Origin of the sequence: Kitasatospora purpeofusca, assembly GCF_000718025.1 — a bacterium.
GTDB lineage: Bacteria > Actinomycetota > Actinomycetes > Streptomycetales > Streptomycetaceae > Kitasatospora > Kitasatospora purpeofusca.
On the sequence record NZ_JODS01000002.1, the window covers coordinates 598638 to 622571 of the forward strand.

General features: G+C 72.9%; 22 protein-coding genes. 18 read left to right on the plus strand and 4 right to left on the minus strand.

All coding sequences use genetic code 11. From position 1 onward, the window contains the following. Positions 1-71 precede the first annotated feature (71 nt). A complete protein-coding gene (locus IF01_RS0105695; RefSeq protein WP_244215431.1) occupies positions 72-533 on the plus strand; it encodes an ATP-binding protein in 462 nt (153 codons plus the stop codon). 114 nt (positions 534-647) lie between these two features. Here the strand turns inward: IF01_RS0105695 and idi are convergent, their stop codons facing one another. Next, on the minus strand, positions 648-1301 hold the full coding sequence (idi, locus tag IF01_RS0105700; protein WP_078879687.1) for an isopentenyl-diphosphate Delta-isomerase: 654 nt from the start codon (positions 1299-1301) through the stop codon (positions 648-650). Between the two features lie 351 nt (positions 1302-1652). Between idi and IF01_RS0105705 the strand changes: the two genes are divergently transcribed. The 15 genes from IF01_RS0105705 to IF01_RS0105780 all read left to right on the plus strand — a co-directional run bounded on the left by IF01_RS0105705 (position 1653) and on the right by IF01_RS0105780 (position 19650). Further along, positions 1653-2408 carry a phosphocholine cytidylyltransferase family protein gene (locus IF01_RS0105705; RefSeq protein ID WP_030392165.1) on the plus strand — a complete coding sequence of 252 codons (756 nt, stop codon included), beginning with the start codon at positions 1653-1655 and terminating at the stop codon, positions 2406-2408. Then, on the plus strand, positions 2396-3469 hold the full coding sequence (locus tag IF01_RS0105710; protein ID WP_030392166.1) for an iron-containing alcohol dehydrogenase family protein: 1074 nt from the start codon (positions 2396-2398) through the stop codon (positions 3467-3469). Before IF01_RS0105705 ends, IF01_RS0105710 begins: the two co-directional genes overlap by 13 nt. Positions 3470-3557: 88 nt before the next feature. Next, the gene (locus IF01_RS0105715) at positions 3558-4295 is read left to right on the plus strand and encodes a CDP-alcohol phosphatidyltransferase family protein (protein WP_030392167.1); all 738 of its coding nucleotides are present in this window, start codon (positions 3558-3560) and stop codon (positions 4293-4295) included. Between the two features lie 56 nt (positions 4296-4351). Continuing rightward, positions 4352-5263, plus strand: a complete 912-nt coding sequence (locus IF01_RS0105720; RefSeq protein WP_037778923.1) for a glycosyltransferase family 2 protein — start codon at positions 4352-4354, stop codon at positions 5261-5263. A 168-nt stretch (positions 5264-5431) separates the two neighbouring features. After that, the gene (locus tag IF01_RS0105725) at positions 5432-6379 is read left to right on the plus strand and encodes an ABC transporter permease (RefSeq protein WP_030392169.1); all 948 of its coding nucleotides are present in this window, start codon (positions 5432-5434) and stop codon (positions 6377-6379) included. A 64-nt stretch (positions 6380-6443) separates the two neighbouring features. Then, a complete protein-coding gene (locus IF01_RS0105730) occupies positions 6444-7220 on the plus strand; it encodes an ABC transporter ATP-binding protein (protein WP_030392170.1) in 777 nt (258 codons plus the stop codon). A 278-nt stretch (positions 7221-7498) separates the two neighbouring features. Continuing rightward, entirely contained in the window at positions 7499-8545 is a 1047-nt protein-coding gene (hpnC, locus tag IF01_RS0105735) for a squalene synthase HpnC (protein ID WP_078879689.1), read from the plus strand. Between the two features lie 41 nt (positions 8546-8586). Further along, positions 8587-9444, plus strand: a complete 858-nt coding sequence (hpnD, locus tag IF01_RS0105740; protein WP_051742930.1) for a presqualene diphosphate synthase HpnD — start codon at positions 8587-8589, stop codon at positions 9442-9444. Between the two features lie 166 nt (positions 9445-9610). Then, positions 9611-11047, plus strand: a complete 1437-nt coding sequence (gene hpnE / locus IF01_RS0105750; protein WP_030392173.1) for a hydroxysqualene dehydroxylase HpnE — start codon at positions 9611-9613, stop codon at positions 11045-11047. A gap of 167 nt (positions 11048-11214) precedes the next feature. Further along, positions 11215-12303: a polyprenyl synthetase family protein gene (locus IF01_RS0105755; protein WP_030392174.1), complete on the plus strand. Its 1089-nt coding sequence runs from the start codon at positions 11215-11217 to the stop codon at positions 12301-12303. A 7-nt stretch (positions 12304-12310) separates the two neighbouring features. Beyond that, on the plus strand, positions 12311-14401 hold the full coding sequence (shc, locus tag IF01_RS0105760; RefSeq protein ID WP_233290528.1) for a squalene--hopene cyclase: 2091 nt from the start codon (positions 12311-12313) through the stop codon (positions 14399-14401). Then, positions 14398-15093 carry a 5'-methylthioadenosine/S-adenosylhomocysteine nucleosidase family protein gene (locus IF01_RS0105765; protein ID WP_063764139.1) on the plus strand — a complete coding sequence of 232 codons (696 nt, stop codon included), beginning with the start codon at positions 14398-14400 and terminating at the stop codon, positions 15091-15093. Before shc ends, IF01_RS0105765 begins: the two co-directional genes overlap by 4 nt. A 2-nt stretch (positions 15094-15095) precedes the next feature. Beyond that, positions 15096-16121 (plus strand): adenosyl-hopene transferase HpnH, encoded by a 1026-nt coding sequence (hpnH, locus tag IF01_RS0105770; RefSeq protein WP_030392177.1) that lies wholly within the window; start codon positions 15096-15098, stop codon positions 16119-16121. Positions 16122-16259: 138 nt separating this feature from the next. Then, the gene (gene dxs, locus IF01_RS0105775; protein ID WP_078879691.1) at positions 16260-18230 is read left to right on the plus strand and encodes a 1-deoxy-D-xylulose-5-phosphate synthase; all 1971 of its coding nucleotides are present in this window, start codon (positions 16260-16262) and stop codon (positions 18228-18230) included. Beyond that, on the plus strand, positions 18220-19650 hold the full coding sequence (locus IF01_RS0105780) for an aspartate aminotransferase family protein (protein WP_030392179.1): 1431 nt from the start codon (positions 18220-18222) through the stop codon (positions 19648-19650). The genes dxs and IF01_RS0105780 overlap by 11 nt, the downstream gene beginning before the upstream one ends. A 94-nt stretch (positions 19651-19744) precedes the next feature. On the opposite strand, the gene IF01_RS0105785 is transcribed toward IF01_RS0105780, so the two are convergent. Beyond that, complete coding sequence (locus IF01_RS0105785) at positions 19745-20017, minus strand: DUF6343 family protein (protein WP_030392180.1); 273 nt, start codon at positions 20015-20017, stop codon at positions 19745-19747. Positions 20018-20172: 155 nt separating this feature from the next. On the opposite strand from IF01_RS0105785, the gene IF01_RS0105790 reads away from it, so the two are divergent. Beyond that, entirely contained in the window at positions 20173-20361 is a 189-nt protein-coding gene (locus tag IF01_RS0105790; RefSeq protein ID WP_030392181.1) for an I78 family peptidase inhibitor, read from the plus strand. A 304-nt stretch (positions 20362-20665) separates the two neighbouring features. On the opposite strand, the gene fabG is transcribed toward IF01_RS0105790, so the two are convergent. Beyond that, complete coding sequence (fabG, locus tag IF01_RS0105795; RefSeq protein ID WP_030392182.1) at positions 20666-21433, minus strand: 3-oxoacyl-ACP reductase FabG; 768 nt, start codon at positions 21431-21433, stop codon at positions 20666-20668. Between the two features lie 516 nt (positions 21434-21949). Between fabG and IF01_RS49695 the strand changes: the two genes are divergently transcribed. Then, positions 21950-22846: a MarR family winged helix-turn-helix transcriptional regulator gene (locus IF01_RS49695; RefSeq protein WP_051742929.1), complete on the plus strand. Its 897-nt coding sequence runs from the start codon at positions 21950-21952 to the stop codon at positions 22844-22846. Positions 22847-23058: 212 nt separating this feature from the next. On the opposite strand, the gene IF01_RS0105805 is transcribed toward IF01_RS49695, so the two are convergent. Continuing rightward, positions 23059-23922 carry an aldo/keto reductase gene (locus IF01_RS0105805; protein WP_030392184.1) on the minus strand — a complete coding sequence of 288 codons (864 nt, stop codon included), beginning with the start codon at positions 23920-23922 and terminating at the stop codon, positions 23059-23061. Positions 23923-23934: the final 12 nt, after the last annotated feature.

Consider the following 23934-nt stretch of genomic DNA (forward strand, 5'->3'; position numbering starts at 1 on the left):
CGGACGAAGGGCGGCTGGACGTGGAGCGGATCAGCGAGGAAGAGGCGGCGTCGACGGCGCCGGAGAAACGGGTGACCGCCGCGTCGGCAGTGGCGCGCGGCGGTCCTGTCGAGGGGGTGTGGCGTTTCACCGTGCCCGCCGAGCAGGCCTCGGTCCCGCGCACCCGGCACGCGGTGCGTGACCGGCTGCTGGCCCAGGGCATGGCGGAGATCCGCTACCAGGAGCTGGTGGACGACCTGCTGCTGATCGTCTCGGAGCTGGTCGGCAACGCGGTGACCCACGCCGCCGAGCTGTCGCCGGAGGTGACCACCGAGCTGGTGGTGCGGGGCGGCTGGGTGCGGGTCTCGGTCGAGGACGGCGACCCGTACCGGCCGAAGGCCCTGGCGGCCGACACCGGGCGGACCGGCGGGCGCGGGCTGCTGCTGGTCAAGAGCGTCACGCTGCAGGCCGGCGGCGTGTGCGACGTGGAGCAGGCGGGGCAGGGTGGCAAGGTCATCTGGGCCTCGCTGCCCGTCCCGCGCGAGGAGCCCTAGCCGGGCCGGGCAGCCCCGGTCGCGCCGGGGCCGACGAGTGGCCCGGGGCCGACGAGGGGCCTCGGCCGCCCCGGCCCGGCGGGGCCGCCGCGCGGCGGCCCCGCCCGGAGCGCTCTACCAGTCCTTGCCGGCGATCTCCCGGATCCCCGGCAGCGCCGCCTCGAAGACCGTCCGGAACCACACCGAGAACGGCCGCTCCGCCTCCAGCTCGCGCAGTTCCTCGGCGGTCACGAAGGCGTAGTCGTCCACCTCGTCCGGGTTGGGCCGCACCGGCGCGGTGACCAGACCCACGAACAGGTGGTTCCACTCCCGCTCGATCAGGCCGGTGGCCTCGTCCGGCAGGTCGTAGCGGACCGTGCCCGCCTCGCACAGCAGCGCCGGGGCGACGCCCAGCTCCTCCGCGGTGCGCCGGGCGGCGGCCACGAACGGCGGCTCGTCGGGGTACGGGTGGCCGCAGCAGGTGTTCGACCAGACCCCGGGGGAGTGGTACTTGCCCAGGGCCCGGCGCTGGAGCAGCATCCGGCCCTGCCGGTCGAAGAGGAAGACCGAGAACGCCCGGTGCAGCCGCCCGGGCTGCTGGTGCGCCCAGTGCTTCTCCGCGGTGCCGATGGTCACGCCCTCGTCGTCGACCAGCTCCAGCAGGATCTCCTCCGGAGTGCCGGCGGCGTCCGCGACGGCGTCGACGTCCGTCTCGACGTCGAGGCCGGTGTCGAGGCCGGTGTCCAGCCCGGCGGGGGCGGTCGGATCGGTCGGCAGGCTCTGGGGCATGAGGCCTCTTTCGGCAGCTTCGGGAGCACGGGGAGCAACCACGGCACGCACCGGTGGCGTCGCGCCCCAGTCTGCCGTACGGGTGGCACGGGGGAGGGGCCCGACGCACAACCCGGCCGCCGGGGGCCGCCCGGCGGCCCGGGACGGGCGTCGGATTAGCAGAACCGTTCGGAATGTGTTCGATGTGTGTTCGAGTGTCCGGCCGCGTTCTGGCAGGTAGTCGTGGTCGCCTACCATCACATAGGACACCGCGGCCGCATCTCGCGGCCCCGGCGCGCCACCGCCGGTGACCCCGGAAGACTCCCGGGTCCGGGCGGGGCCGCGCTCAGCACGACGGATCAGGAGACCCGCATGATCGGCCTCGTTCTGGCAGCCGGCGCCGGCCGCCGGCTGCGCCCGTACACCGACACCCTGCCCAAGGCGCTGGTGCCGGTCGACGGGGAGCGGACCGTCCTGGACCTCACCCTCGGCAACTTCGCCGAGGTCGGCCTGCGCGAGGCGGCGATCGTCGTCGGCTACCGCAAGGAGGCGGTCGAGGAGCGCAAGGACGCCCTGGAGCGCAAGTACGGCGTCAAGCTCACCCTGGTCGAGAACGACAAGGCCGAGGAATGGAACAACGCCTACTCGCTCTGGTGCGCCCGTGAGCTCTTCACCGAGGGCCTGCTGCTCGCCAACGGCGACACCGTCCACCCCGTCCAGGTCCAGCGCACCATGCTGGAGGCCAACGCCCGGCTGACCGCCGAGGGCCGCGAGCCCGGCATCCTGCTCGCCCTCGACACGGTGAAGAAGCTCGCCGACGAGGAGATGAAGGTGGTCGTCGACCCGGCCGCCGGCATGCGCCGCATCACCAAGCTGATGGACCCGGCGGAGGCCACCGGCGAGTACATCGGTGTCACCGTGATCAACCCGGCCGCCGCCGCCGACCTCGCCGACGCGCTGCGCGCCACCTACGAGCGCGACCCGCAGCTGTACTACGAGGACGGCTACCAGGAGATGGTGAACCGCGGCCTGCGGATCGACGTCCAGCCGATCGGCGAGGTCTCCTGGGTCGAGGTCGACAACCACGACGACCTGGCGAAGGCGCGGGAGATCGCGTGCCAGTACTGACCCGGCTGGTGCCGTCGCCGCTCTTCGTGGAGATCCGCCCGGGCGCGCTGGACGCGCTCGGCGGCATCCTCGCCGACCAGCGGCTGTCCGCCTCGGGCCGGATCGCGGTGGCGATCAGCAACGGCTCGGGTTCGGTGCTGCGGGCCCGGCTGGAGCCGGCCCTGCCCGGCGCCGACTGGTACAGCGTGGCGGACGGCAGCCTCGACAGCGCGGTGCGGCTGGCGGACGAGATCCGCGGCGGCGTGCGCGGCGGCCACTACGACACCATCGTCGCCCTGGGTGGCGGCAAGATCATCGACGTGGCCAAGTACGCCGCCGCGCGGCTCGGCTTGCCGCTGGTCTCGGTCCCGACCAACCTGGCCCACGACGGCATCTGCTCGCCGGTCTCCACCCTCGACAACGACGCCGGGCGCGGTTCCTACGGGGTGCCTAGCCCGATCGGCATCGTGATCGACCTGGACGTGATCCAGGGCGCCCCGCCGCGCTTCGTCGCGGCCGGCATCGGCGACATCGTCTCCAACATCTCGGCCTGCGCCGACTGGGAGTTGTCGCACGCCGAGACCGGTGAACCGGTGGACGGACTGGCCGTCGCGATGGCCCGTTCGGCGGGCGAGAACCTGCTGCGGCACCCAGGAAACCTTCAGGATCAGGGCTTCCTCACCGCCCTCGCCGAGGCACTGGTACTGTCCGGCATCGCGATGAACATCGCCGGCAGCACCCGGCCCTCGTCGGGTGCCTGCCACGAGATCTCGCATGCCCTGGACGTGCTGTATCCCAAGCGGTCCGCCCAGCACGGCGAACAGGTCGGCCTCGGCGCCGCCTTCGCCAGCTTCCTGCGGGGCGAGCGCGAGCTGACCGGTCTGATCGTGGAGCGCCTGGCGCACCACGGACTGCCGGTGACCGCCGCTCAGATCGGCTTCACCGAGGCGGAGTTCACCGAGGCGGTGCACTACGCTCCGAATACCCGGCCGGGCCGTTTCACCATCCTCGAACACCTCGACCTCTCCCCTTCCGCAATCAGGGACGCGTACGCCGACTATGTCCAAGCCGTCAACTGCTGACCGTTCCGCCGCCGGGTCCACGCCGCCGGTCGACCTGACCCGCCGCCCCTCGATCGAGGAACTGCGCGCGGTCATCCACCCGGAGGGCATGCTCCAGCGCCGCAGTGCCGAGCACTGGGCCGGCCGCCTCTACATGCGGCGGATCTCGCTGCGGATCACCCGGGTGCTCTCCACGGTCACGGTGATCACGCCCAACGGCCTGACCTACCTGATGATGCTCACCGGCATCCTGGCCGGCGCCGCGCTGATCGTCCCCGGGATCGCCGGCGCGGTGCTGGCGGCCGTGCTGATCCAGCTCTACCTGCTGCTGGACTGCGTGGACGGCGAGGTCGCCCGCTGGCGCCGGCAGACCTCGCTCACCGGCGTCTACCTGGACCGGGTCGGCCACTACATGTCCGAGGCGGCCCTGCTGACCGGCCTCGGCCTGCGCGCCACCGACCTGCTGCACCGCGAGGGCAGCGCCGCGCAGTGGGAGTGGGCCTTCCTCGGCACCCTGGCCGCGCTCGGCGCGATCCTGATCAAGTCGGAGACCGACCTGGTCGACGTGGCCCGCGCCCGCAGCGGTCTGACGGCGGTCGAGGACAGCGCCTCGGTGCCGCGCTCGGCCGGTGTCGCCAAGGCCCGCCGGGCGGCCTCGGTCCTCAAGTTCCACCGGCTGGTCGGCGCGGTCGAGGCCTCGCTGTTCATCCTCGCCGCCGGCGTCGCCGACCTGGTGCACGGCGGCCTCTTCTTCACCCGGATCGCGGTGGTCGTACTGGCCGCGATCGCGATGCTGCAGACCGTGCTGCACCTGCTGAGCATCGTCCTGTCGAGCAGGCTCCGGTGAGCGACGTGACGGGCACGGGCGCGACGGGCACGGGCGCGACGGGGACGGGGACGGGCATGACGGAGCAGGCCACCGCCGCCACCGGTGCCGACGCCTTCCGGCTCGGCGCGGTGATCATCACCATGGGCAACCGCCCGGACGAGCTGACCGCCCTGATCGAGTCGGTCCGCGCCCAGCAGGGCCCGGCCGTCGAGCTGGCCGTGGTCGCCAACGGCGCCCCGCTGCCGCCCCTCCCGGCCGGGGTGCGCTCCGTCGAGCTGCCGGAGAACCTCGGCATCCCGGGCGGCCGCAACGTCGGCATCGAGCTGTTCGGCCGCGACGGCCGGGACGTCGACGCGGTGCTGTTCCTCGACGACGACGGCCGGCTGCCCGGCACCGACTCGGCCCGGCTGCTGCGCGAGGCCTTCACGGCCGACCCGGAGCTCGGCATCGTGAGCTTCCGGATCGCCGACCCGGAGACCGGCGTCACCCAGCGCCGGCACGTGCCCCGGCTGCGCGCCAGCGACCCGCTGCACTCCTCCCGGGTGACCACCTTCCTCGGCGGGGCGAGCGCGGTGCGCTGCGCGGTGTTCGAGAACTCCGGCCAGCTGCCCGCCGAGTTCTTCTACGCCCACGAGGAGACCGACCTCGCCTGGCGCGCGCTGGACGCGGGCTGGGCCATCGACTACCGGGCCGACGTGGTGCTGCACCACCCCACCACCTCGCCCGCCCGGCACGCCTCGTACTTCCACAACGTGGCCCGGAACAGGGTCTGGCTCGCCAGACGGAACCTTCCGGCCCCTTTGGTGCCTCTATACCTGGGAACCTGGTTCCTGCTCACGCTGGCCCGCCGACCCTCCCCCGAGGCGTTCAAGGCCTGGTGGGGCGGGTTCCGGGCGGGCTGGCGCGAACCCTGCGGTACGCGGCGGCCCATGCGATGGCGTACCGTTTGGCGACTGACCAGGCTGGGCCGACCGCCGGTCATCTGATCCGTCCGGTGACCGTCCGGTGACTTCCGGTCACCGGGGCGGCAGGTCGGTCGTCGGGCCGGTGACCACACACCGGCCGCACTCCCCCCGAGATCCGAGTGGATCCCCATCGGCGCAAGGCCGGCGGACCCCCGTCGACCGGCCCGCCCCGACGATCCCGCGTGAAGGATGAATGTGTCGACAGTGAGTGAACCCGTCAGCCTCTCAGCCCCGAGGGGGGCGGACGCGGGCCTGACCCCGAAGCAGCTTGCGGACAAGTACGGCCTGACGGTGAGCGGCAGAAGGCCCGGCCTGGTCGCCTACTCGAAGCAGCTCTGGGCCCGGCGTCACTTCATCTGGGCCTTTGCCACCGCCCGCCTGGTGGCCCAGTACACCGACGCCAAGCTCGGTCAGCTCTGGCAGGTCGTGACCCCGCTGCTGAACTGCGCGGTGTTCTACCTGGTCTTCGGTGTGATCCTGAAGAGCAAGGACAACTTCCCCGAGGGGACGTACACCGCCTGGCTCTGCATCGGCGTCTTCGTCTTCCAGTTCACCCAGAACGCGGTGCAGTCGGGCACCCGGGCGATCGCGGACAACCTCGGGCTGATCCGGGCGCTGCACTTCCCCCGTGCCTCGCTGCCGATCGCCTTCACCGTGATCCAGCTCCAGCAGCTGCTGATCTCGATGGTCGTGCTGGTCGGCGTCGTGCTGGCGAGCGGGATCGAGATCGGCCGCACCTGGGTCCTCGTGCTCCCGGCCCTGCTGCTGCAGTCGGCGTTCAACACCGGTGTGGCCCTGATGATGGCCCGGATCGGTTCCAAGACCAGCGACATCTCCCAGCTGATCCCGTTCGCGATGCGGGCCTGGATGTTCCTGTCCGGCGTGATGTTCAGCATCCAGGACAAGATCAGCACCTGGCCGGAGTTCTGGCAGAAGGTGATGCAGCTCAACCCGGCCTCGGTCTACATGGACCTGGTCCGGCACGCCTTCGCCCCGATCATCTACAACAAGCACCTCCCCGCGCACCAGGACTTCCCGCCGCACCAGTGGAAGTACGCGATCGCCTGGGCAGTCGGTATGTTCGTCGTCGGATATGTCTTCTTCTGGAAGGCTGAGGAGGAGTACGGCCGTGGCTGACACCGATGTTCGAGGGGCCGACCTGCGCAAGGACCTGGAGGACGCGCTTCCTCCCCGCCGCAAGGTGTTCGACGCCGACGTGGCCCGCGACCCCACCGTCGTGGTGGACGACGTGCACATCGTCTACCGGGTGCACGGGGCGGGCTCCGGCAAGGGCAGCGCCACCTCCGCGCTGAGCCGGATCATCAGCCGCAAGCGGGCGTCCGGCGTCCGCGAGGTGCACGCGGTGAAGGGCGTCAGCTTCACCGCGTACAAGGGTGAGGCGATCGGCCTGATCGGCTCCAACGGCTCCGGCAAGTCCACCATGCTGGCGGCCATCGCCGGTCTGCTGCCGACCGAGAAGGGCGGCATCTACACCAACGGCCAGCCCTCGCTGCTCGGTGTCAACGCCGCGCTGATGAACGAGCTGACCGGTGAGCGCAACGTCGTGCTCGGCTGCCTCGCCATGGGCATGTCGCCGGCCGATGTGCGCAGCCGCTACCAGGAGATCGTCGAATTCTCGGGCATCAACGAGAAGGGCGACTTCATCTCGCTGCCGATGCGCACCTACTCCTCCGGCATGGGCGCCCGGCTGCGGTTCGCGATCGCGGCCGCCAAGACCCACGACGTGCTGCTCATCGACGAGGCGCTGGCCACCGGTGACCAGGCCTTCCAGGCCCGCAGCAAGAAGCGGATCGAGGAGCTGCGCGCGGAGGCCGGTACGGTCTTCCTGGTCAGCCACGACAACGCGTCGATCCGCGAGACCTGCGAGCGGACCATCTGGATCGAGGCCGGCGAGCTGATCATGGACGGTCCGACCGAGGACGTCGTCGGCGCCTACGAGCGCGGCGAGCGCCCGTAGTACCGCACCGGTCCGTGCGACGGGGCCGGTCCCGGGCGGAGACCCGGGGCCGGCCCCTGTCGTTCGTGCGCCCCCGCCCGGGCCCCGCCGTGCCCCGGGTGGCCCGCCCCCGCCCGGGTGAGCGCCCCGTGCGCCGGGTGAGGCGCTCTTCTCCGGCGCGGGCGTCGGTGTCAGGCTGTACGGCGCGGGGGTGGTGTGCCGGACGTGACGCCCGTGATCGGACGCGTGTCCGACTCGGGCCGATCACTTGAGCGGTGTAGAACGGGGGAGTGACAGCAGTGTCGGCTTCGGCCCAGCCCAGTAGTGAGTCCCCGCCCGGCGGCGGACGCCCGGACCCCGGCCCCGCGGGGGCGGCGACCCTGGCGAAGGCGAGCGCGGAGAACTTCCCGGTCGCCCCGTTCTTCCTGCCCGCCGCGTGGCGCGACGACCTCATGACGGTCTACGGCTTCTGCCGGCTGGTGGACGACGCCGGCGACGGCGACCTCGCCGACCCGGCCGGCACCGCCGCGCTGCTCGGCGTCCCCGCGCCGCCGGAGCCGACGGGGCCGTCCCAGGGCCTCGGACTCACCCCTTCGGCCCAGTCCGGCCCGCCCGCTCCCGACCGGCCCTCCCCGGCCGGAACGGCGTTCCGCCTCGCCCTGCTGGACGGCCTGGACCGCGACCTCGACCGGGTCTTCGAGAGCGCCCTCGACCCCGCCCGCGGCGACGCCCCCCGGCACCCGCTGCTGCGCCCGCTGGTCCCCCTGGTCGACCGGCACGGGCTCACCCCGGAGCCGTTCCGCCGGCTGATCGAGGCCAACCGGGTCGACCAGACCACCACCCGCTACCGGGACTACGACGAGCTCATCGCCTACTGCACGCTCTCCGCCGACCCGGTCGGCCGACTGGTCCTGGCCCTCGCCGGCTTCGCCACCCCCGAGCGGATCGCGATGTCCGACGACATCTGCCGGGCCCTGCAGATCGTCGAGCACCTCCAGGACGTCGCCGAGGACCTCGCCCGCGGCCGGATCTACCTGCCGGCCGAGGACCTCGAACGCTTCGGCGTCACCGAGGCCGACCTCGCCGCCCCGAGCGCCGGGGCGCCCGTCCGCGAGCTGATCCGCTTCGAGGCCGACCGTGCCCGCACCCTGCTCGACCGAGGTGCGCCATTGGTAGGTACGGTTCGGGGGAGGCTTCGACTGCTCCTCGCGGGATTCACCGCGGGCGGGTACGCGGCCCTGGCGGCCGTCGAGGGCGTCGGGTACGACGTGCTCGCCCAGCAGGCGAAGCCGGACAAGCGCCGCCTCGCAGCGAAGGCGGCGGCCATCTTCGCGAAGGGAAGGTGAACGCCCGCGTGGCGGCATCACCACTGGCGTCGGCTCCGGTCATGGCGGCCTACCGGTACTGCGAGGCAGTGACCGGACTGCAGGCCCGCAACTTCAGCTACGGCATCAGGCTGCTGCCCGAGCCGAAGCGGCTGGCCATGTCGGCCCTGTACGCGCTGGCGCGCCGGGTGGACGACATCGGCGACGGCGAGCTCCCGGCCGACCGCAAGGCGGAGGCGCTGCTGCGCACCCGCGAACTGCTCGACGAGATCCGGGCCGGCTCCGTCGCGGAGGACGACACCGACCCGATCAAGGTCGCGCTCGCGGACAGCGCCCGGCGCTTCCCGATCGACCTCGGCGGCTTCGACGAGCTGATCGACGGCGTCGAGATGGACCTCAAGGGCGCGGAGTACCAGACCTACGAGGAGCTCAAGGTCTACTGCCGGTGCGTCGCCGGGGCCATCGGCCGGCTGTCGCTCGGCGTCTACGGCTGCGACGACCCCGAGCGCGGCGCCCGGTACGCCGACACCCTCGGGCTGGCGCTGCAGCTCACCAACATCCTGCGCGACCTGCGCGAGGACGCCCTCAACGGCCGCACCTACCTGCCGATGGAGGACCTCGTCCGGTTCGGCTGCCAGGAGGGCTTCGCCCGCCCCCGGCCCCCGGTCGGGGCCGACTTCGCCGGGCTGGTCTCCTTCGAGGCGGCCCGCGCCCAGGCGGCCTTCGAGGAGGGCCTGCGGCTGCTCCCGATGCTCGACCGCCGCAGCCGGGCCTGCACCGCCGCCATGGCGGGCATCTACCACCGGCTGCTCGGCCGGATCGCCGCCGACCCGGAGTCGGTGCTGCGCGGCCGGGTCTCGCTGCCGGGCTGGGAGAAGGCGTACGTGGCGCTTTCCGGGCTCGCCGGGGGGCGTTCTTGATTCTTGCCACAGTTCTGTCACGCTGTGTCAGCGGGGAATCACTTATGGGTAGAGCCCTGTTGACCGTTGGGTCGGGCCCGGCCGCACTGACCGCGGACCCGACGGCACTGACCACGGGCGCTCCGGTCACGACCGGACCGGGCGCCGGACGCGAGGGGGAGGTCGGATGACCGGGCGAGCCGACGCCGCGCGCCCGGCCGCCGTCGTGGTCGGCGGCGGCCTCGCGGGCATCACCGCCGCGCTGCGGCTGGCGGAGGCGGGCCACCGGGTCACCCTCGCCGAGGGCCGGCCCCGCCTAGGCGGCCTGGCCTTCTCCTTCCGGCGCGGGGAGCTGACCGTCGACAACGGCCAGCACGTGTACCTGCGCTGCTGCACCGCCTACCGGGGTCTGCTGGAGCGCCTCGGCGCCAACCGGCTGGTCCACCTCCAGGACCGGCTGGACGTGCCCGTCCTGGGCGTCTCCGGGCCCGCCGAGGCACCGGTCCGCACCCTGGGCCGGCTCGGCCGCGCCGCACTGCCGGTGCCGCTGCACCTCGCCGGCAGCCTGGCCCGCTACCCGCACCTGGGCCCCGCCGACCGGGCCCGGGTGGTCCGCGGCGCGCTCGCACTGCGCCGCCTGGACCTCGCCGACCCGACCCTGGACGCCGTCTCCTTCGGCGACTGGCTGCGCCGGCAGGGCCAGAACGAGCGGACCGTCGCCGCGCTGTGGGACCTCGTCGGCGTGGCCACCCTGAACGCCAGGGCCGACCGGGTGTCGCTGGCACTGGCCGCGATGGTGTTCAAGACCGGCCTGCTCTCCGACCCCGGGGCCTCCGACATCGGCATGGCCGCCGTCCCGCTCGGCACCATCCACCACGACCGGGCGCTCGCCGAGCTGGAGCGCGCGGGCGTCAAGGTGCTGCTGCGCGCCCGGGTGGCCGAGCTCAAGCCGGCCGTCCCGCAGCACACCGTCCGACTGGAGGGCGGCGGCGAGCCGCTCACCGCCGAGACGGTGGTCCTGGCCGGCGCCCAGGACACCGCGCTGGAACTGCTGCCGCCCGACGCGCTGGCCCACCAGGACCGGCTCGCCCGCTTCGGCACCTCGCCGATCCTCAACGTCCACGTGGTCTACGACCGCAAGGTGCTGCGCCGGCCGTTCTTCGCCGCGCTCGGCTCGCCCGTGCAGTGGGTCTTCGACCGCACCGCGCACTCCGGGCTGGCCGGCACCTCGCTCGGCGCGGCCCACCCCGACGCCCAGTACCTGGCGCTCTCGCAGTCCGCCGTGGAGGACGAGATCGACCTGCCGGTGGCCGAACTGCGCCGCCGCTACCTGCCGGAGCTGGCCCGGCTGCTGCCCGCCGCCGGCGGGGCCGAGGTGCTGGACTTCTTCGTCACCCGCGAGCGCACCGCCACCTTCGACCCGGCCCCGGGCACCGCCGCGCTGCGGCCCGGCCCGCGCACCGCCGTCCCCGGCCTGCTGCTGGCCGGCGCGTGGACGGCCACCGGCTGGCCCGCGACCATGGAGGGGGCCGTGCGCAGCGGTCACGCCGCCGCCGACGCGGTACCGGCCGCCGACGGCCGGCCCCGGCCGTCCGACCGCGGCGACGGGAGGTGGCCGAGGTGACCGGCACCGCGTTCGCCGGGGACCTCGGCGAGCCCGCCAGAGCGGGTACCCACCCGCTCGGCCCCGGCGGCGCCACCGCCACCGGACGCGCCGAGTCCGGCCGCACCACCACCGCCAGCCTCGGGCCGTCCCACGCGGCCAGGCACCACCAGGGAGAGGGAACGTACGTGGAGTCACGCACCGGCACCGTCGGCGGAGGCACGGCACATGCCGGACCGGTCTCGGTGCCGGAACTGCTCAACCGCACCCGCGCGCTCTGCACCCCGCCGCTGAGGGCCGCCGTCGCCCGGCTGGCCGCACCCATGGACATGGTCGCGGCGTACCACTTCGGCTGGATCGACCGGGACGGCACGCCGGTCGCGGGGGACGGCGGCAAGGCCGTGCGCCCCACCCTGGCGCTGCTCTCGGCCCAGGCCGCCGGTGCCCCGGCGGAGGCCGGGGTGCCCGGTGGGGTCGCTGTTGAACTGGTGCACAACTTCTCCCTGCTCCATGATGATCTGATGGACGGTGACGAGACCCGGCGCCACCGGGCCACCGCCTGGACGGTCTTCGGTCCGGCCCAGGCGATCCTGGTCGGTGACGCCCTGGCCACGCTCGGTACGGAGGTGCTGCTCGACGCCGCGACCGCGGGCGGCGCGAGCCCCACCGACGCCGCGCGTGCCGTCCGGCTGCTCAACACCGCCAGCCGCCGGCTGATCGACGGGCAGGCGATGGACGTCGCCTTCGAGCAGCGGGACACCGTCACCGTCGCCGAGTGCCTGGAGATGGAGGGCGGCAAGACCGCCGCCCTGCTCTCCGCCGGCGCCGCGCTCGGCGCCGTCCTGGCCGGGGCCGACGACAAGGTCTCGGACTCGCTCCAGCGCTTCGGCGACCACCTGGGCCTGGCCTTCCAGGCCGTCGACGACCTGCTCGGCATCTGGGGGGCCACCGAGGTCACCGGCAAGCCGCACTGGGGCGACCTGCGCCAGCGCAAGAAGTCCCTGCCGGTCGCCGCGGCGCTCGCCGAGGGCGGCCCGGCCTCCCGCGAACTGGCCGAACAGCTCGCCGACCCCAAGGGGCGCGGCGAGGAGAGCGAGACCGAGCTGGCCGCCCGCGCCCTGCTGATCGAGCAGGCCGGCGGCCGCGCCTGGACCCAGGAGGAGGCCCGCCGCCAGCACACGACTGCCCTCGCCGCGCTGGACGAGGTGCCCATGCCCGATGTGGTGCGCGAGCACTTCGTCGCACTCGCCGAATTCGTGGTGGTACGAGAGAGGTGACGTTACGTTGACAGCAACCGCGGACGGCCGGCTCGACCCTGAGTACGATCCCGAGCCGGTCGCGGTGGGCGGCCTCGCCCCGGCGCTCCTGGGCGCCGGGGAGTGGCAGCCCGAGGGGGCCGCCGCCGCGTCGGCCGACCGGACCGAGCAATCGCAGAACGGGGCCGCCTCCGCCGAGGAGGCACTGGCCCGCGCCACCACCCACCTGCTCTCGCTGCAGAGTTCGGAAGGGTGGTGGAAGGGCGATCTGGAGACCAACGTCACCATGGACGCCGAGGACTTACTGCTCCGGCAGTTCCTCGGGATCCGGACCGAGGAGCAGACCAAGGCCACCGCCGAATGGATCCGCTCCCACCAGCGCGAGGACGGCACCTGGTCCACCTTCCACGGCGGACCGGCCGAGCTGTCCACCACCGTCGAGGCGTATGTCGCCCTCAAGCTCGCGGGCGACGACCCGGGCGCCCCGCACATGATGGCCGCCGCGCGCTGGATCCGGTCGGCCGGCGGCATCGCCGCCGCCCGGGTCTTCACCCGGATCTGGCTCGCGCTGTTCGGCTGGTGGCCGTGGGAACGGCTGCCGGAGATGCCGCCCGAGATCATGTTCCTGCCGAGGTGGCTGCCCCTCAACATCTATGCCTTCGGCTGCTGGGCCCGGCAGACCATCGTCCCGCTGACCGTCGTCTCCGCACACCGGCCGGTCCGCCCGGCGCCCTTCGCGCTCACCGAGCTGCACACCGACCCGGACGACCCCTTCCCCGTCCGGCCGCTCGCCCCGGCCACCAGCTGGGACGGCCTGTTCGAACGCCTGGACAAGGCCCTGCACGCCTACCACCACCGCGCCCTGCGCCCGCTGCGCCGGCTCGCCGTCTCCCAGGCCTGCCGCTGGATCGTCGAACGCCAGGAGGCCGACGGCTGCTGGGGCGGCATCCAGCCGCCCGCCGTCTACTCGCTGATCGCCCTGCACCTGGAGGGCTACGAGCTCGACCACCCGGTGATGCGGGCCGGACTCGCCTCCTTCGACCGCTTCACCGTGCACACCCCGGACGGCCGGCGCTGGCTGGAGGCCTGCCAGTCACCGGTCTGGGACACCTGCCTGGCCACTGTCGCCCTGGTCGACGCCGGGCTCCCGGCCGACCACCCCGCGCTGGTCTCCGCCGTCGACTGGATGCTCGGCGAGGAGATCACCAAGCGCGGCGACTGGTCCGTCCAGCGGCCCTCGCTCGCCCCCGGCGGCTGGGCGTTCGAGTTCGAGAACGACACCTACCCCGACATCGACGACACCGCCGAGGTGGTGCTCGCGCTCTGCCGGGTCGCCCACCCGGACCCGGCCAAGGTCGCCGGCTCCGTCGACCGGGCCGTGCGGTGGAACCTCGGCATGCAGTCCAAGAACGGCGCCTGGGGCGCCTTCGACGTCGACAACACCAGCACCCTGCCGAACAAGCTGCCGTTCTGCGACTTCGGCGAGGTCGTGGACCCGCCGTCGGCGGACGTCACCGCCCACGTCGTGGAGATGCTGGCCGAGGTCGGCAAGGCCCGCGACCCGCGCACCCGGCGCGGCGTCGAGTGGCTGCTGCGCAACCAGGAGGCCGACGGCTCCTGGTTCGGCCGCTGGGGCACCAACTACATCTACGGCACCGGCTCGGTGCTCCCCGCCCTGGTCGCCGTCGGCGTGCCCGCCGAGCACCCGGCGATCCGCCGCGCCGTCCGCTGGCTGGAGGACCGCCAGAACACCGACGGCGGCTGGGGCGAGGACATGCGCTCCTACGAGGACCCGGCGCGCTGGGCCGGGCGCGGCGACTCCACCGCCTCGCAGACCGCCTGGGCGCTGATGGCGCTGCTCGCGGCCGGGGAGGGGCCGGACGGCCGGGCCAACCCCGCCGTCGAGCGCGGCGTCGACTGGCTGGTGCGCACCCAGCTGCCCGAGGGCACCTGGGACGAGCCCCAGTTCACCGGCACCGGCTTCCCGTGGGACTTCTCCATCAACTACCACCTGTACCGGCTGGTCTTCCCGGTCACCGCGCTCGGCCGCTACCTGCACGGCGGCCCCGCGGCCGGCCGGCCGGCCACCGGTACCGCGCCGATCGGGGCGTCCCGGTGACCGCTGCCCCGCTGCTGGTCCTCTGCGCGCTCGGCCCCGAGGTGTGGGCCCTGCGCGGCGGGGACTGGCGGGGCGCGGCCGGCGGCCCGCCGGTCCTGGTACGGACCGGCGTCGGTCGGCGGCGGGCCTCGCTCACCGTCAGACGGCTGCTGACCTCGGCCCCCGGCGGCTACGGGGCGCTCGTGGTGGCCGGCTTCGGCGCCTCCGTGGCGCCGGGCATCACGCCCGGCGACGTGATCGTCGCGGACGGCGTCCGCGACGCCGAGGGCAACCACTTCACCGTCGGCTCGGGACCCGGGCTCGCCCGGGCCCTGACCGCGCGCGGCCTGACCGCGCACACAGGCGTGCACCACACCGCCGACCACGTGGTGCGCGGCCTGGAACGGCGCGCCCTGCACCTGCAGGGCGCGCTCGCCGTCGACATGGAGGCCGCCGCCGTGCTGGCGGCCCTCAGCGAGCTGCGGCCCGGCCTGCCCGCGGCCGTGCTGCGGGTCGTCGTCGACACCCCCGAGCGGGAACTGCTCCGCCCGGGGACCCTGCCGGCCGGCGTCCGCGCCTGGCGGACGCTCCGAGCCACGGTGCCCGCCCTGGTCGACTGGCACCTGCGGAACGACCGGGCGGGCCGGGACCGGCCCTCGCCCGCCACCCTCGACCACCCCACATCCTCGACGCTCCCCCAGGAGGCGAGCTAGCCATGGCCATGCCGTTGCGCCAGACCGTGCGGGTCGGCACCTACCTCATGCAGCAGAAGCTCAAGCGACGCGACAAGTTCCCGCTGATCGTCGAACTGGAACCGCTCTTCGCCTGCAACCTGGCCTGCGAGGGGTGCGGCAAGATCCAGCACCCGGCCGGGGTGCTGAAGCAGCGGATGCCGGTCGCCCAGGCGGTCGGCGCGGTCCTGGAGTCGGGCGCCCCGATGGTCTCGATCGCGGGCGGCGAGCCGCTGATGCACCCGCAGATCGACGAGATCGTCCGTCAGCTGGTCGAACGCCGCAAGTACGTGTTCCTCTGCACCAACGCGCTGCTGATGCGCAAGAAGCTGGACAAGTTCACGCCCTCGCCGTACTTCACCTTCACCGTGCACATCGACGGGCTGCGCGAGCGGCACGACGCCTCGGTGGCCAAGGAGGGCACCTTCGACGAGGCGGTGGAGGCGATCAAGGAGGCCAAGCGGCGCGGCTTCCGGGTGACCACCAACTCCACCTTCTTCAACACCGACACCCCGCAGACCATCATCGACGTGCTCGACTACCTCAACGACGACCTCCAGGTCGACGAGATGATGATCTCCCCGGCGTTCGCCTACGAGAAGGCACCCGACCAGGAGCACTTCCTCGGCGTCGAACAGACCCGCGAGCTGTTCCGCAAGACCTTCGCCGGCGGCAACCGGCGGCGCTGGCGCCTCAACCACAGCCCGCTCTTCCTGGACTTCCTGGAGGGCAAGGTCGACTTCGAGTGCACCGCCTGGGGCATCCCCAACTACTCGCTCTTCGGCTGGCAGCGGCCCTGCTACCTGATGGCCGACGGCTATGTGCCGACCTACCGCGAGCTGATCGAGAAGACCGACTGGGACAAGTACGGACGCGGCAAGGACGCCCGCTGCTCCAACTGCATGGCGCACTGCGGCTACGAGCCGACCGCCGTCCTCGCCACCATGGGCTCCCTCAAGGAGTCCCTGCGGGCGATCACCGACACCGTCGGCTCCAACCGGGGCCGCTGACCGCACCCGTCGGCGGACGGCCTACCGGCCGTCCGCCCCGTCCGGCCCGGGCCCGAACCCGGGCCGGACCCCCACCCCGCGAGGCCGCGGCCCGACCGGGGGCACCACCGCACCGCTCCGAGTCGTGAGGTGAAAGCCATGTCACTGCTCTCCAGCGTCACATCCCCGGCGGACCTGAGAGCCCTCCCGGCCGCCGAGCTGCCCCGGCTGGCCGGCGAGATCCGGGAGTTCCTGATCGACGCCGTCACCCGGACCGGCGGCCATCTCGGCCCCAACCTCGGCGTGGTCGAGCTGACCATCGCCCTGCACCGCGCCTTCGACTCCCCGCACGACCGGATCGTCTGGGACACCGGCCACCAGAGCTACGTCCACAAGCTGCTCACCGGCCGGCAGGACTTCTCCGGGCTGCGGACCAAGGGCGGCCTGTCCGGCTACCCCTCACGGGCCGAGTCCGAACACGACCTGGTCGAGAACTCGCACGCCTCCACCGCGCTCTCCTACGCCGACGGCCTGGCCAAGGCCGCCCAGCTGCTCGGCCAGCACGACCGGCACACCGTCGCGGTGATCGGCGACGGCGCGCTCACCGGCGGCCTCGCCTGGGAGGCGCTCAACAACATCGCCGCCGCCAAGGACCGGCCGCTGGTCATCGTCGTCAACGACAACGAGCGCTCCTACGCCCGCACCATCGGCGGCCTCGCCAACCACCTCGCCACCCTGCGCACCACCCAGGGCTACGAGCGCTTCCTCTCCTGGGGCAAGGGCACCCTGCAGCGCACCCCGGTGGTCGGCCAGCCGATCTTCGAGGCGCTGCACGGCGCCAAGAAGGGCTTCAAGGACGCCTTCGCGCCGCAGGGCATGTTCGAGGACCTCGGCCTCAAGTACATCGGCCCGATCGACGGCCACGACCTCGCCGCCCTGGAGTCCGCGCTCGGCAAGGCCCGCGGCTTCGGCGGCCCGGTCATCGTGCACTGCCTCACCGTCAAGGGCCGCGGCTACCGGCCCGCCGAGCAGGACGAGGCGGACCGCTTCCACGCCGTCAACCCGATCGACCCCTACACCTGCCTGCCGATCTCGCCCAGCACCGGCGTCTCCTGGACCTCGGTGTTCGGCGACGAGCTGCTGGCCGTCGGCGCCGAACGCCCGGACGTGGTGGCGATCACCGCCGCCATGCTCCAGCCGGTGGGCCTGGCGAAGTTCGCCAAGGCGTACCCCGAGCGCACCTTCGACGTCGGCATCGCCGAGCAGCACGCCGTCACCAGCGCGGCGGGCCTGGCCACCGGCGGACTGCACCCGGTGGTGGCGGTCTACGCGACCTTCCTCAACCGGGCCTTCGACCAGGTGCTGATGGACGTCGCGCTGCACCGCCTCGGCGTCACCTTCGTCCTGGACCGCTCCGGGGTGACCGGCCCGGACGGCGCCTCGCACAACGGCATGTGGGACATGTCGATCCTCCAGGTCGTCCCCGGGCTGCGGCTCGCCGCCCCGCGCGACGCCGACGAACTGCGCGCCCAGCTGCGCGAGGCGGTGGACGTCGCCGACGCCCCGACCGTGGTGCGCTTCCCCAAGGCGACCATCGGCCCGGCCGTCCCCGCGATCGAGCGGATCGGCGGCGTGGACGTGCTGCTGCGCACCGGGGAGCTGCCGGAGATCCTGCTGGTCACCGTCGGCACCACGGCCGCCGCCGGCCTGGACGCGGCCCGGCTGCTGCTCGCCGAGGGGTTCACCGCGACCGTGGTGGACCCGCGCTGGGTCAAGCCGGTCGACCCGGCCCTGCCGGAGCTCGCCGCCCGGCACCGGCTGGTGGTCACGGTCGAGGACAACGGCCGCGCCGGCGGCGTCGGCGCGGCGATCGCCCAGGCGCTGCGGGACGCCGACGTGGACGTCCCGGTGCGGGTGCTGGGCCTGCCGCAGGAGTTCCTCGGGCACGCCGCGCGCGGGGAGATCCTGGAGGAGACCGGGCTGACCGGTACCGGGGTCGCCGCCCAGACCGCCGCCTTCGCCAAGCACCTGCTGCCGGCCGGTGGACTGCCGGACCGGGAGCTTCCGGCCCGGGACCTCACGGACCGGGACCTTCCGAACCGAGGAGCGAACCAGCGCCATGCCGGCTGACCCCGACGACCGCACCGCTCGGCGTCCCGACCGCACCGCACCGGGATTCGACCTGGCCGCACTGCTCGCCGAGCGGGGCAAGGAGCGGTACGAGCTGCAGAGCCGCTACCTGAACCCGCAACTGGCCCGGATGCTGCACACCATCGGCTTCGACAAGTACTACGAGCGGGCCCGGGGCCAGTACTTCTACGACGCCGAGGGCAACGAGTACCTCGACATGCTGGCCGGCTTCGGCATCTTCGCGCTGGGCCGCCACCACCCGGTGGTCCGCTCGGCCGTCCAGCAGGTGATGGACCTCGACCTGCCGGACCTGGTCCGCTTCGACTGCTCGCCGCTGCCCGGCCTGCTCGCCGAGCGGCTGCTGTCGTACACACCGGGGCTGGACCGGGTGTTCTTCGGCAACAGCGGTACCGAGGCGGTCGAGACGGCGCTGAAGTTCGCCCGGTACGCCACCGGCCGCCGCCGGATCCTGTACGCGGACCACGCCTTCCACGGGCTGACCACCGGCTCCCTGTCGGTGAACGGCGAGAACGGGTTCCGCAAGGGCTTCGACCCGCTGCTGCCGGACACCGCGATCCCGCTCGGCGACCTCGGCGCGCTGGCCAAGGAGCTGAAGCGCGGTGACGTCGCGGCGCTGATCGTCGAGCCGATCCAGGGCAAGGGCGTGCAGGCGCCGCCGCCCGGCTGGCTGCGGGCCGCCCAGGACCTGCTGCACGAGCACAAGGCGCTGCTGATCTGCGACGAGGTGCAGACCGGGATCGGGCGCACCGGCGAGTTCTTCGCCTACCAGGACGAGGACGGCGTGCTGCCGGACCTGGTGTGCGCGGCCAAGGCGCTCTCCGGCGGCTACGTGCCGGTGGGGGCGACGCTCGGCAAGGGCTGGATCTTCGAGAAGGTGTACTCCTCGATGGACCGGGTGCTGGTCCACTCGGCCAGCTTCGGTTCCAACGCGCAGGCGATGGCGGCCGGTCTGGCGACCCTGGAGGTGATCCGGGACGAGCAGGTGGTGGAGAACGCCCGCAAGGTGGGCGACTACTTCCGGGCGAGCCTGACCGCGCTGGTCGACCGCTACGAGCTGCTCGCCGAGGTGCGCGGGCGCGGGCTGATGATCGGGATCGAGTTCGGGCGGCCGAGGTCGCTGAAGCTGCGGACCGGCTGGACGGCCCTGCAGGCGGCCCGCAAGGGGCTGTTCGCCCAGATGGTGGTGGTGCCTCTGCTGCAGCGGCACCGGATCCTCACCCAGGTGTCCGGGGACCATCTGGAGGTGATCAAGCTGATTCCGCCGCTGATCATCACCGAGCGGGACGTGGACCGGTTCGTGGAGGCGTTCACCGAGGTGATGGAGGACGCGCACCGGGGGAGCGGCCTGATGTGGGACTTCGGGCGGACGCTGGTGAAGCAGGCGGTCGGCGGGCGCTGAGTCCGCGCGGAGGCGTTTCGCGGGGTGGGGGCGGGGTGTCCGGGGCCGTCGGGTTGCCCGGTCGCCGGGTTCCCACCCCGCGGGAGGCGGCGGGTCAGAGCTCGGTCCGGCGGCGCCGGAGCACGACGACCAGATCGACGGCGGCGAACAGGGTGAGGAGCCCGCAGGCCACGGCGAAGCCGACGAGGGTGCCCCGGCTCGGCGCACCCGTTTCGGGGGCATTCGCGGCCCAGACCGCGAACCCCGCCGTGGCCAGGGCGAACAGCGGGGTGAAGGTCAGCGAGAGCAGGTAGCGCAGCTTGAGGTCGCTGCGGGCGGTGGCGGGCTCGGTGCCGCTGCGCCATCGCCGCGGGGTCGTGGCGGGCATCCGCGGTCACCTCCCGGTCCTCGCCGCTCCTCGCCGGTCCTTGCCGGCCCCGGCTCCCGGCCGTACGCCGCACGCGGCCCGGCCCGTACAGGCGGTCCTCGTACAGGCGGTCTACGATTCCAGCGTACGTCCGCTGGGCGAGCCGGGGAGGGGCGATGACGGACACGGACGCGGAGGGTTACGCGGGGCTGCGGGTCGAGCGGGCCGAGGAGCTGGCCCGTCGGCACGGGTGGGCCTCGGTGCGGGTGCTGCCGCAGGGCGCGGCGATGACGATGGACTACCGGGAGGGGCGGCTCAACCTCGCGGTGCGCGACGGGGTGGTGGTGCGTAGCTGGGAAGGCTAGGGCGTGTCCGTCCTGTGTCCTTCACGGTCCTTCACTGTCCTCGCCGTCGTTCGCCGTCGTTCGACGGGCGGTGGGCGGTAACCCCACATATGGCCCCGGGGGCATTACCGGAGGCATTCCGAATTCCGTGGCAAAGGCGTTCTCCGATCATTCGAGGACGCTTCAGGACGCTCCGGAGACGTTTTCGGATCGAATGTCCGTATGGTGTTCGTGTGCCTCTTCCCAAATTCAGGCAAAAAACACGGGGCGGGAGGCCGGCCGAGCCGGTTCCCACCCCGTGGTAACCCTGCGTAGGTTCGCGGGCTCAGTCGAGGGGGCCGCCGGCCACGTAGACCACCTGACCGGAGACGAAGCCCGCGCCCTCGCCGGCGAAGAAGGAGATCGTGTTGGCCACGTCCTCCGGCTCGCCCACGCGCCGCACCGGGATCTGGGTGGCCGCGGCGGCCTTGAACTCCTCGAAGCCCATGCCCACCCGGGCCGCGGTGGCGGCCGTCATGTCGGTGGCGATGAAGCCGGGGGCGACCGCGTTGGCGGTGATGCCGAACTTGCCCAGCTCGATGGCCAGGGTCTTGGTGAAGCCCTGCAGACCGGCCTTGGCGGCCGAGTAGTTGGCCTGACCGCGGTTGCCCTGGGCCGAGGAGGAGGAGAGGTTGACGATCCGTCCGAAACCGGCGTCGACCATGTACTTCTGGACCGCCCGGGTCATCAGGAACGCCCCGCGGAGGTGCACGTTCATGACCGTGTCCCAGTCGGATTCGGTCATCTTGAAGATCAGGTTGTCCCGCAGCACGCCCGCGTTGTTCACGAGGACGACCGGGGCGCCGAGCTCGGCGACGATCCGGTCGACCGCGGCCTGCACCTGGGCGGCGTCGGAGACGTCCGCGCCGACCGCGAGGGCCCGGCCGCCCGCCGCGGTGATCCGCTCGACGGTCTCCCGGCCGGCCGACTCCTCCAGGTCGAGCACGGCGACGGCGTAACCGTCGGCGGCCAGGCGGACGGCGGTGGCGGCGCCCAGGCCGCGGGCGGCGCCGGTGACGACGGCGACCCGCGGGGAGGTGGTCTGCTCGGTCATGCTCGGTCTCGTCTCTCTCGGAGGTCCGCGGACGTCGGAGCGAGTCCGCGGATGTCGCTCGGGTGTCGCCCGGGGATCGCCCCGGTGACCGGTCGGACGCGGTTCCGTTCCGGAACGCGGTACTCAGGGAACTCCCAGGAACCGTACGGCGGGCTCTCGGGTTCCACCGGGCCGATCCGGAGGGCGGATCCGCCCGGGTGGCCATACCCTACCGGCGGGTAGGGAGCGCGGCCAGGGCGAAGGCGCAGGTGACCGAGGGTAAGGACCGACCGGTCGGCTTTCTCCTGCGAACGGGTTACCGGCGGGTCGGCGCGGCGAGTAAATATGCCAATGTTGCCGAACCTGCGTCTACTATCCGCCCCTGCCTGCCAGCGAGGGCCTGCCGTTTGTATAGTGTCCGCCAGCAGCCACCGGCTGCACGGCTGGAGCGCCCTCCCTCACAGCGGGACGCCCACTCGCCGTTACTGCCCCACCCGGGTGTCCCACACACACCGGGTGTGACATCGGGACGGATACATGGTGCTGGGGGAGATCCCGACGACCCGCGTGTCCGCGCGACTGCAGCAGTCGCCCGGACACCTCATCCGCGTTGCACAGCAGGTCCACACTCGACTGTGGTCCGAACATGTCGGGGCCGATCTCACGGCCCCGCAGTTCGCGGTCCTGTTGGTTCTCGCCCTCGAACCGGGCGCCGACCAGCGGACCGTGGGTGAGCGTGCCTCGCTCGACAAGGCCACAATGGCCGAGATGGTCGCCCGGCTGGTCCGGCGCGGCCTGGTGCTGCGGCGCCGAGACCCGGCCGACGGCCGGCGCAAGCTGCTCGCTCTCTCGCAGAGCGGCGCCCAGGCTGTCCGCGAGGCCACCGGCGGAGTGGTCCGTGTGCAGCGCACGCTCTTCGAGCCGCTCACCTCGGAGGAGCAGCTGGAGATTGTCCGTGTGATGGCCAAGATAGCCAGACTGGAGCCGGCCCAGGTCGCCGTCCTGACGGACGCGCGACCGATGCTGGACGCCCAGAGGGCGATCGGCTACCTGATCAGGGTGAGCCAGCAGGTGCACACCAAGCTCTGGTCGGAGCACGTCGGTTCGGAGCTGACGGCGCCGCAGTACGCGGTGCTGGACGCGCTCGAGCTGGAGCCGGGCGCCGACCAGCGCACGGTGGGCGAGCTCGCTTCGCTGGACAAGGCCACGATGGCGGAGATGGTCAGCCGGCTGGTCCGGCGCGGCCTGGTCCAGCGTCGCCGCGACCCCTCGGACGGGCGGCGCAACCTGCTGTCGCTCTCGCCGGCGGGTCAGGACCTGCTGCACCGCTCGTCCGCGGGCGTGGCCCAGGTCCAGCGGTTGCTGCTGGCTCCGCTGGAGGAGCACGAGCACGAGGCGGCGCTCGCGCTGATCGCCAAGGCGGCGCGGCTGTAGGCGAACGCCTCGGCCGTCCGGCAAAACGATTCGCCATCCGGTCGCTCCGCGGTCGTCCGTCGCTCACCCGTCGGCCGGCCGTCCTCGACCGTGGGCCGTCGGCCCCGGGCCGGTGACGGTTCGCGGGTCAACACGGCGAAGGCCGCCCTCCCCGATGCGGGAGGGCGGCCTTCGCCGTTGACAGGGGGCCGGTGGCGACACCGGCGGTCCGGTCAGTTCCAGTCGAAGCCCTGCGGGTCCGGGCCGATCCGGGTGCCGGTGGCGACACCGGCGATCGCGGCGAGGTCCTCGGTGTCCAGCTCGAAGCCGGCGACGTCGAGGTTCTCCTTGATCCGCGAGGGGGTGACCGACTTCGGGATCGCGATGATGCCGCTCTGGAGGTGCCAGCGGAGCACCACCTGGGCGACGGTGCGGCCGTGCTTCTCGGCGATCCGGACCAGGGCCGGCTCGCCGAGGAGGTCCTTGCCCTGGCCGAGCGGGCTCCACGCCTCGGTGGCGATGCCGTGCTCGGCGTGGAAGGCGCGCAGCTCCTCCTGCGGGAAGTACGGGTGCAGCTCGACCTGGTTCAGCACCGGGACGAGCGAGGACTCCTCGGCCAACCGGGTGAGCTGCTCGGTGCCGAAGTTGGAGACGCCGACCGACCGGACCCGGCCGTCGGCGCGCAGCTGCTCCAGGGCCTTCCACACATTGGCGTAGCTGCCGTGCATCGGGCGCGGCCAGTGGATCAGGTAGAGGTCGAGGTAGTCCAGGCCGAGCCGCTCCAGGGAGGCGTCGAACTCGCGCAGCACCGCGTCGCGGCCCTGCTCGCCGGACCAGTCGCGGGTGCCGGAGTTCCACAGCTTGGTGGTGATGTAGAGGTCCTCGCGGGCGAGGCCGCCGGACAGCGCGTCGGCGACGGCCTTGCCGGTGCCGGTCTCGTTCTCGTAGATCGCGGCGGTGTCGATGGAGCGGTAGCCCGCCTCGATCGCCGCGCGGACGGCGGCGGTGGCCTCCGCGTCCGGCACCTGCCAGACCCCGAAGCCGAGCTGGGGGATGAGGTTGCCGTCGTTGAGCTCGAGGCTCGGGATGTTGCTCACTGAAGGAGTGCC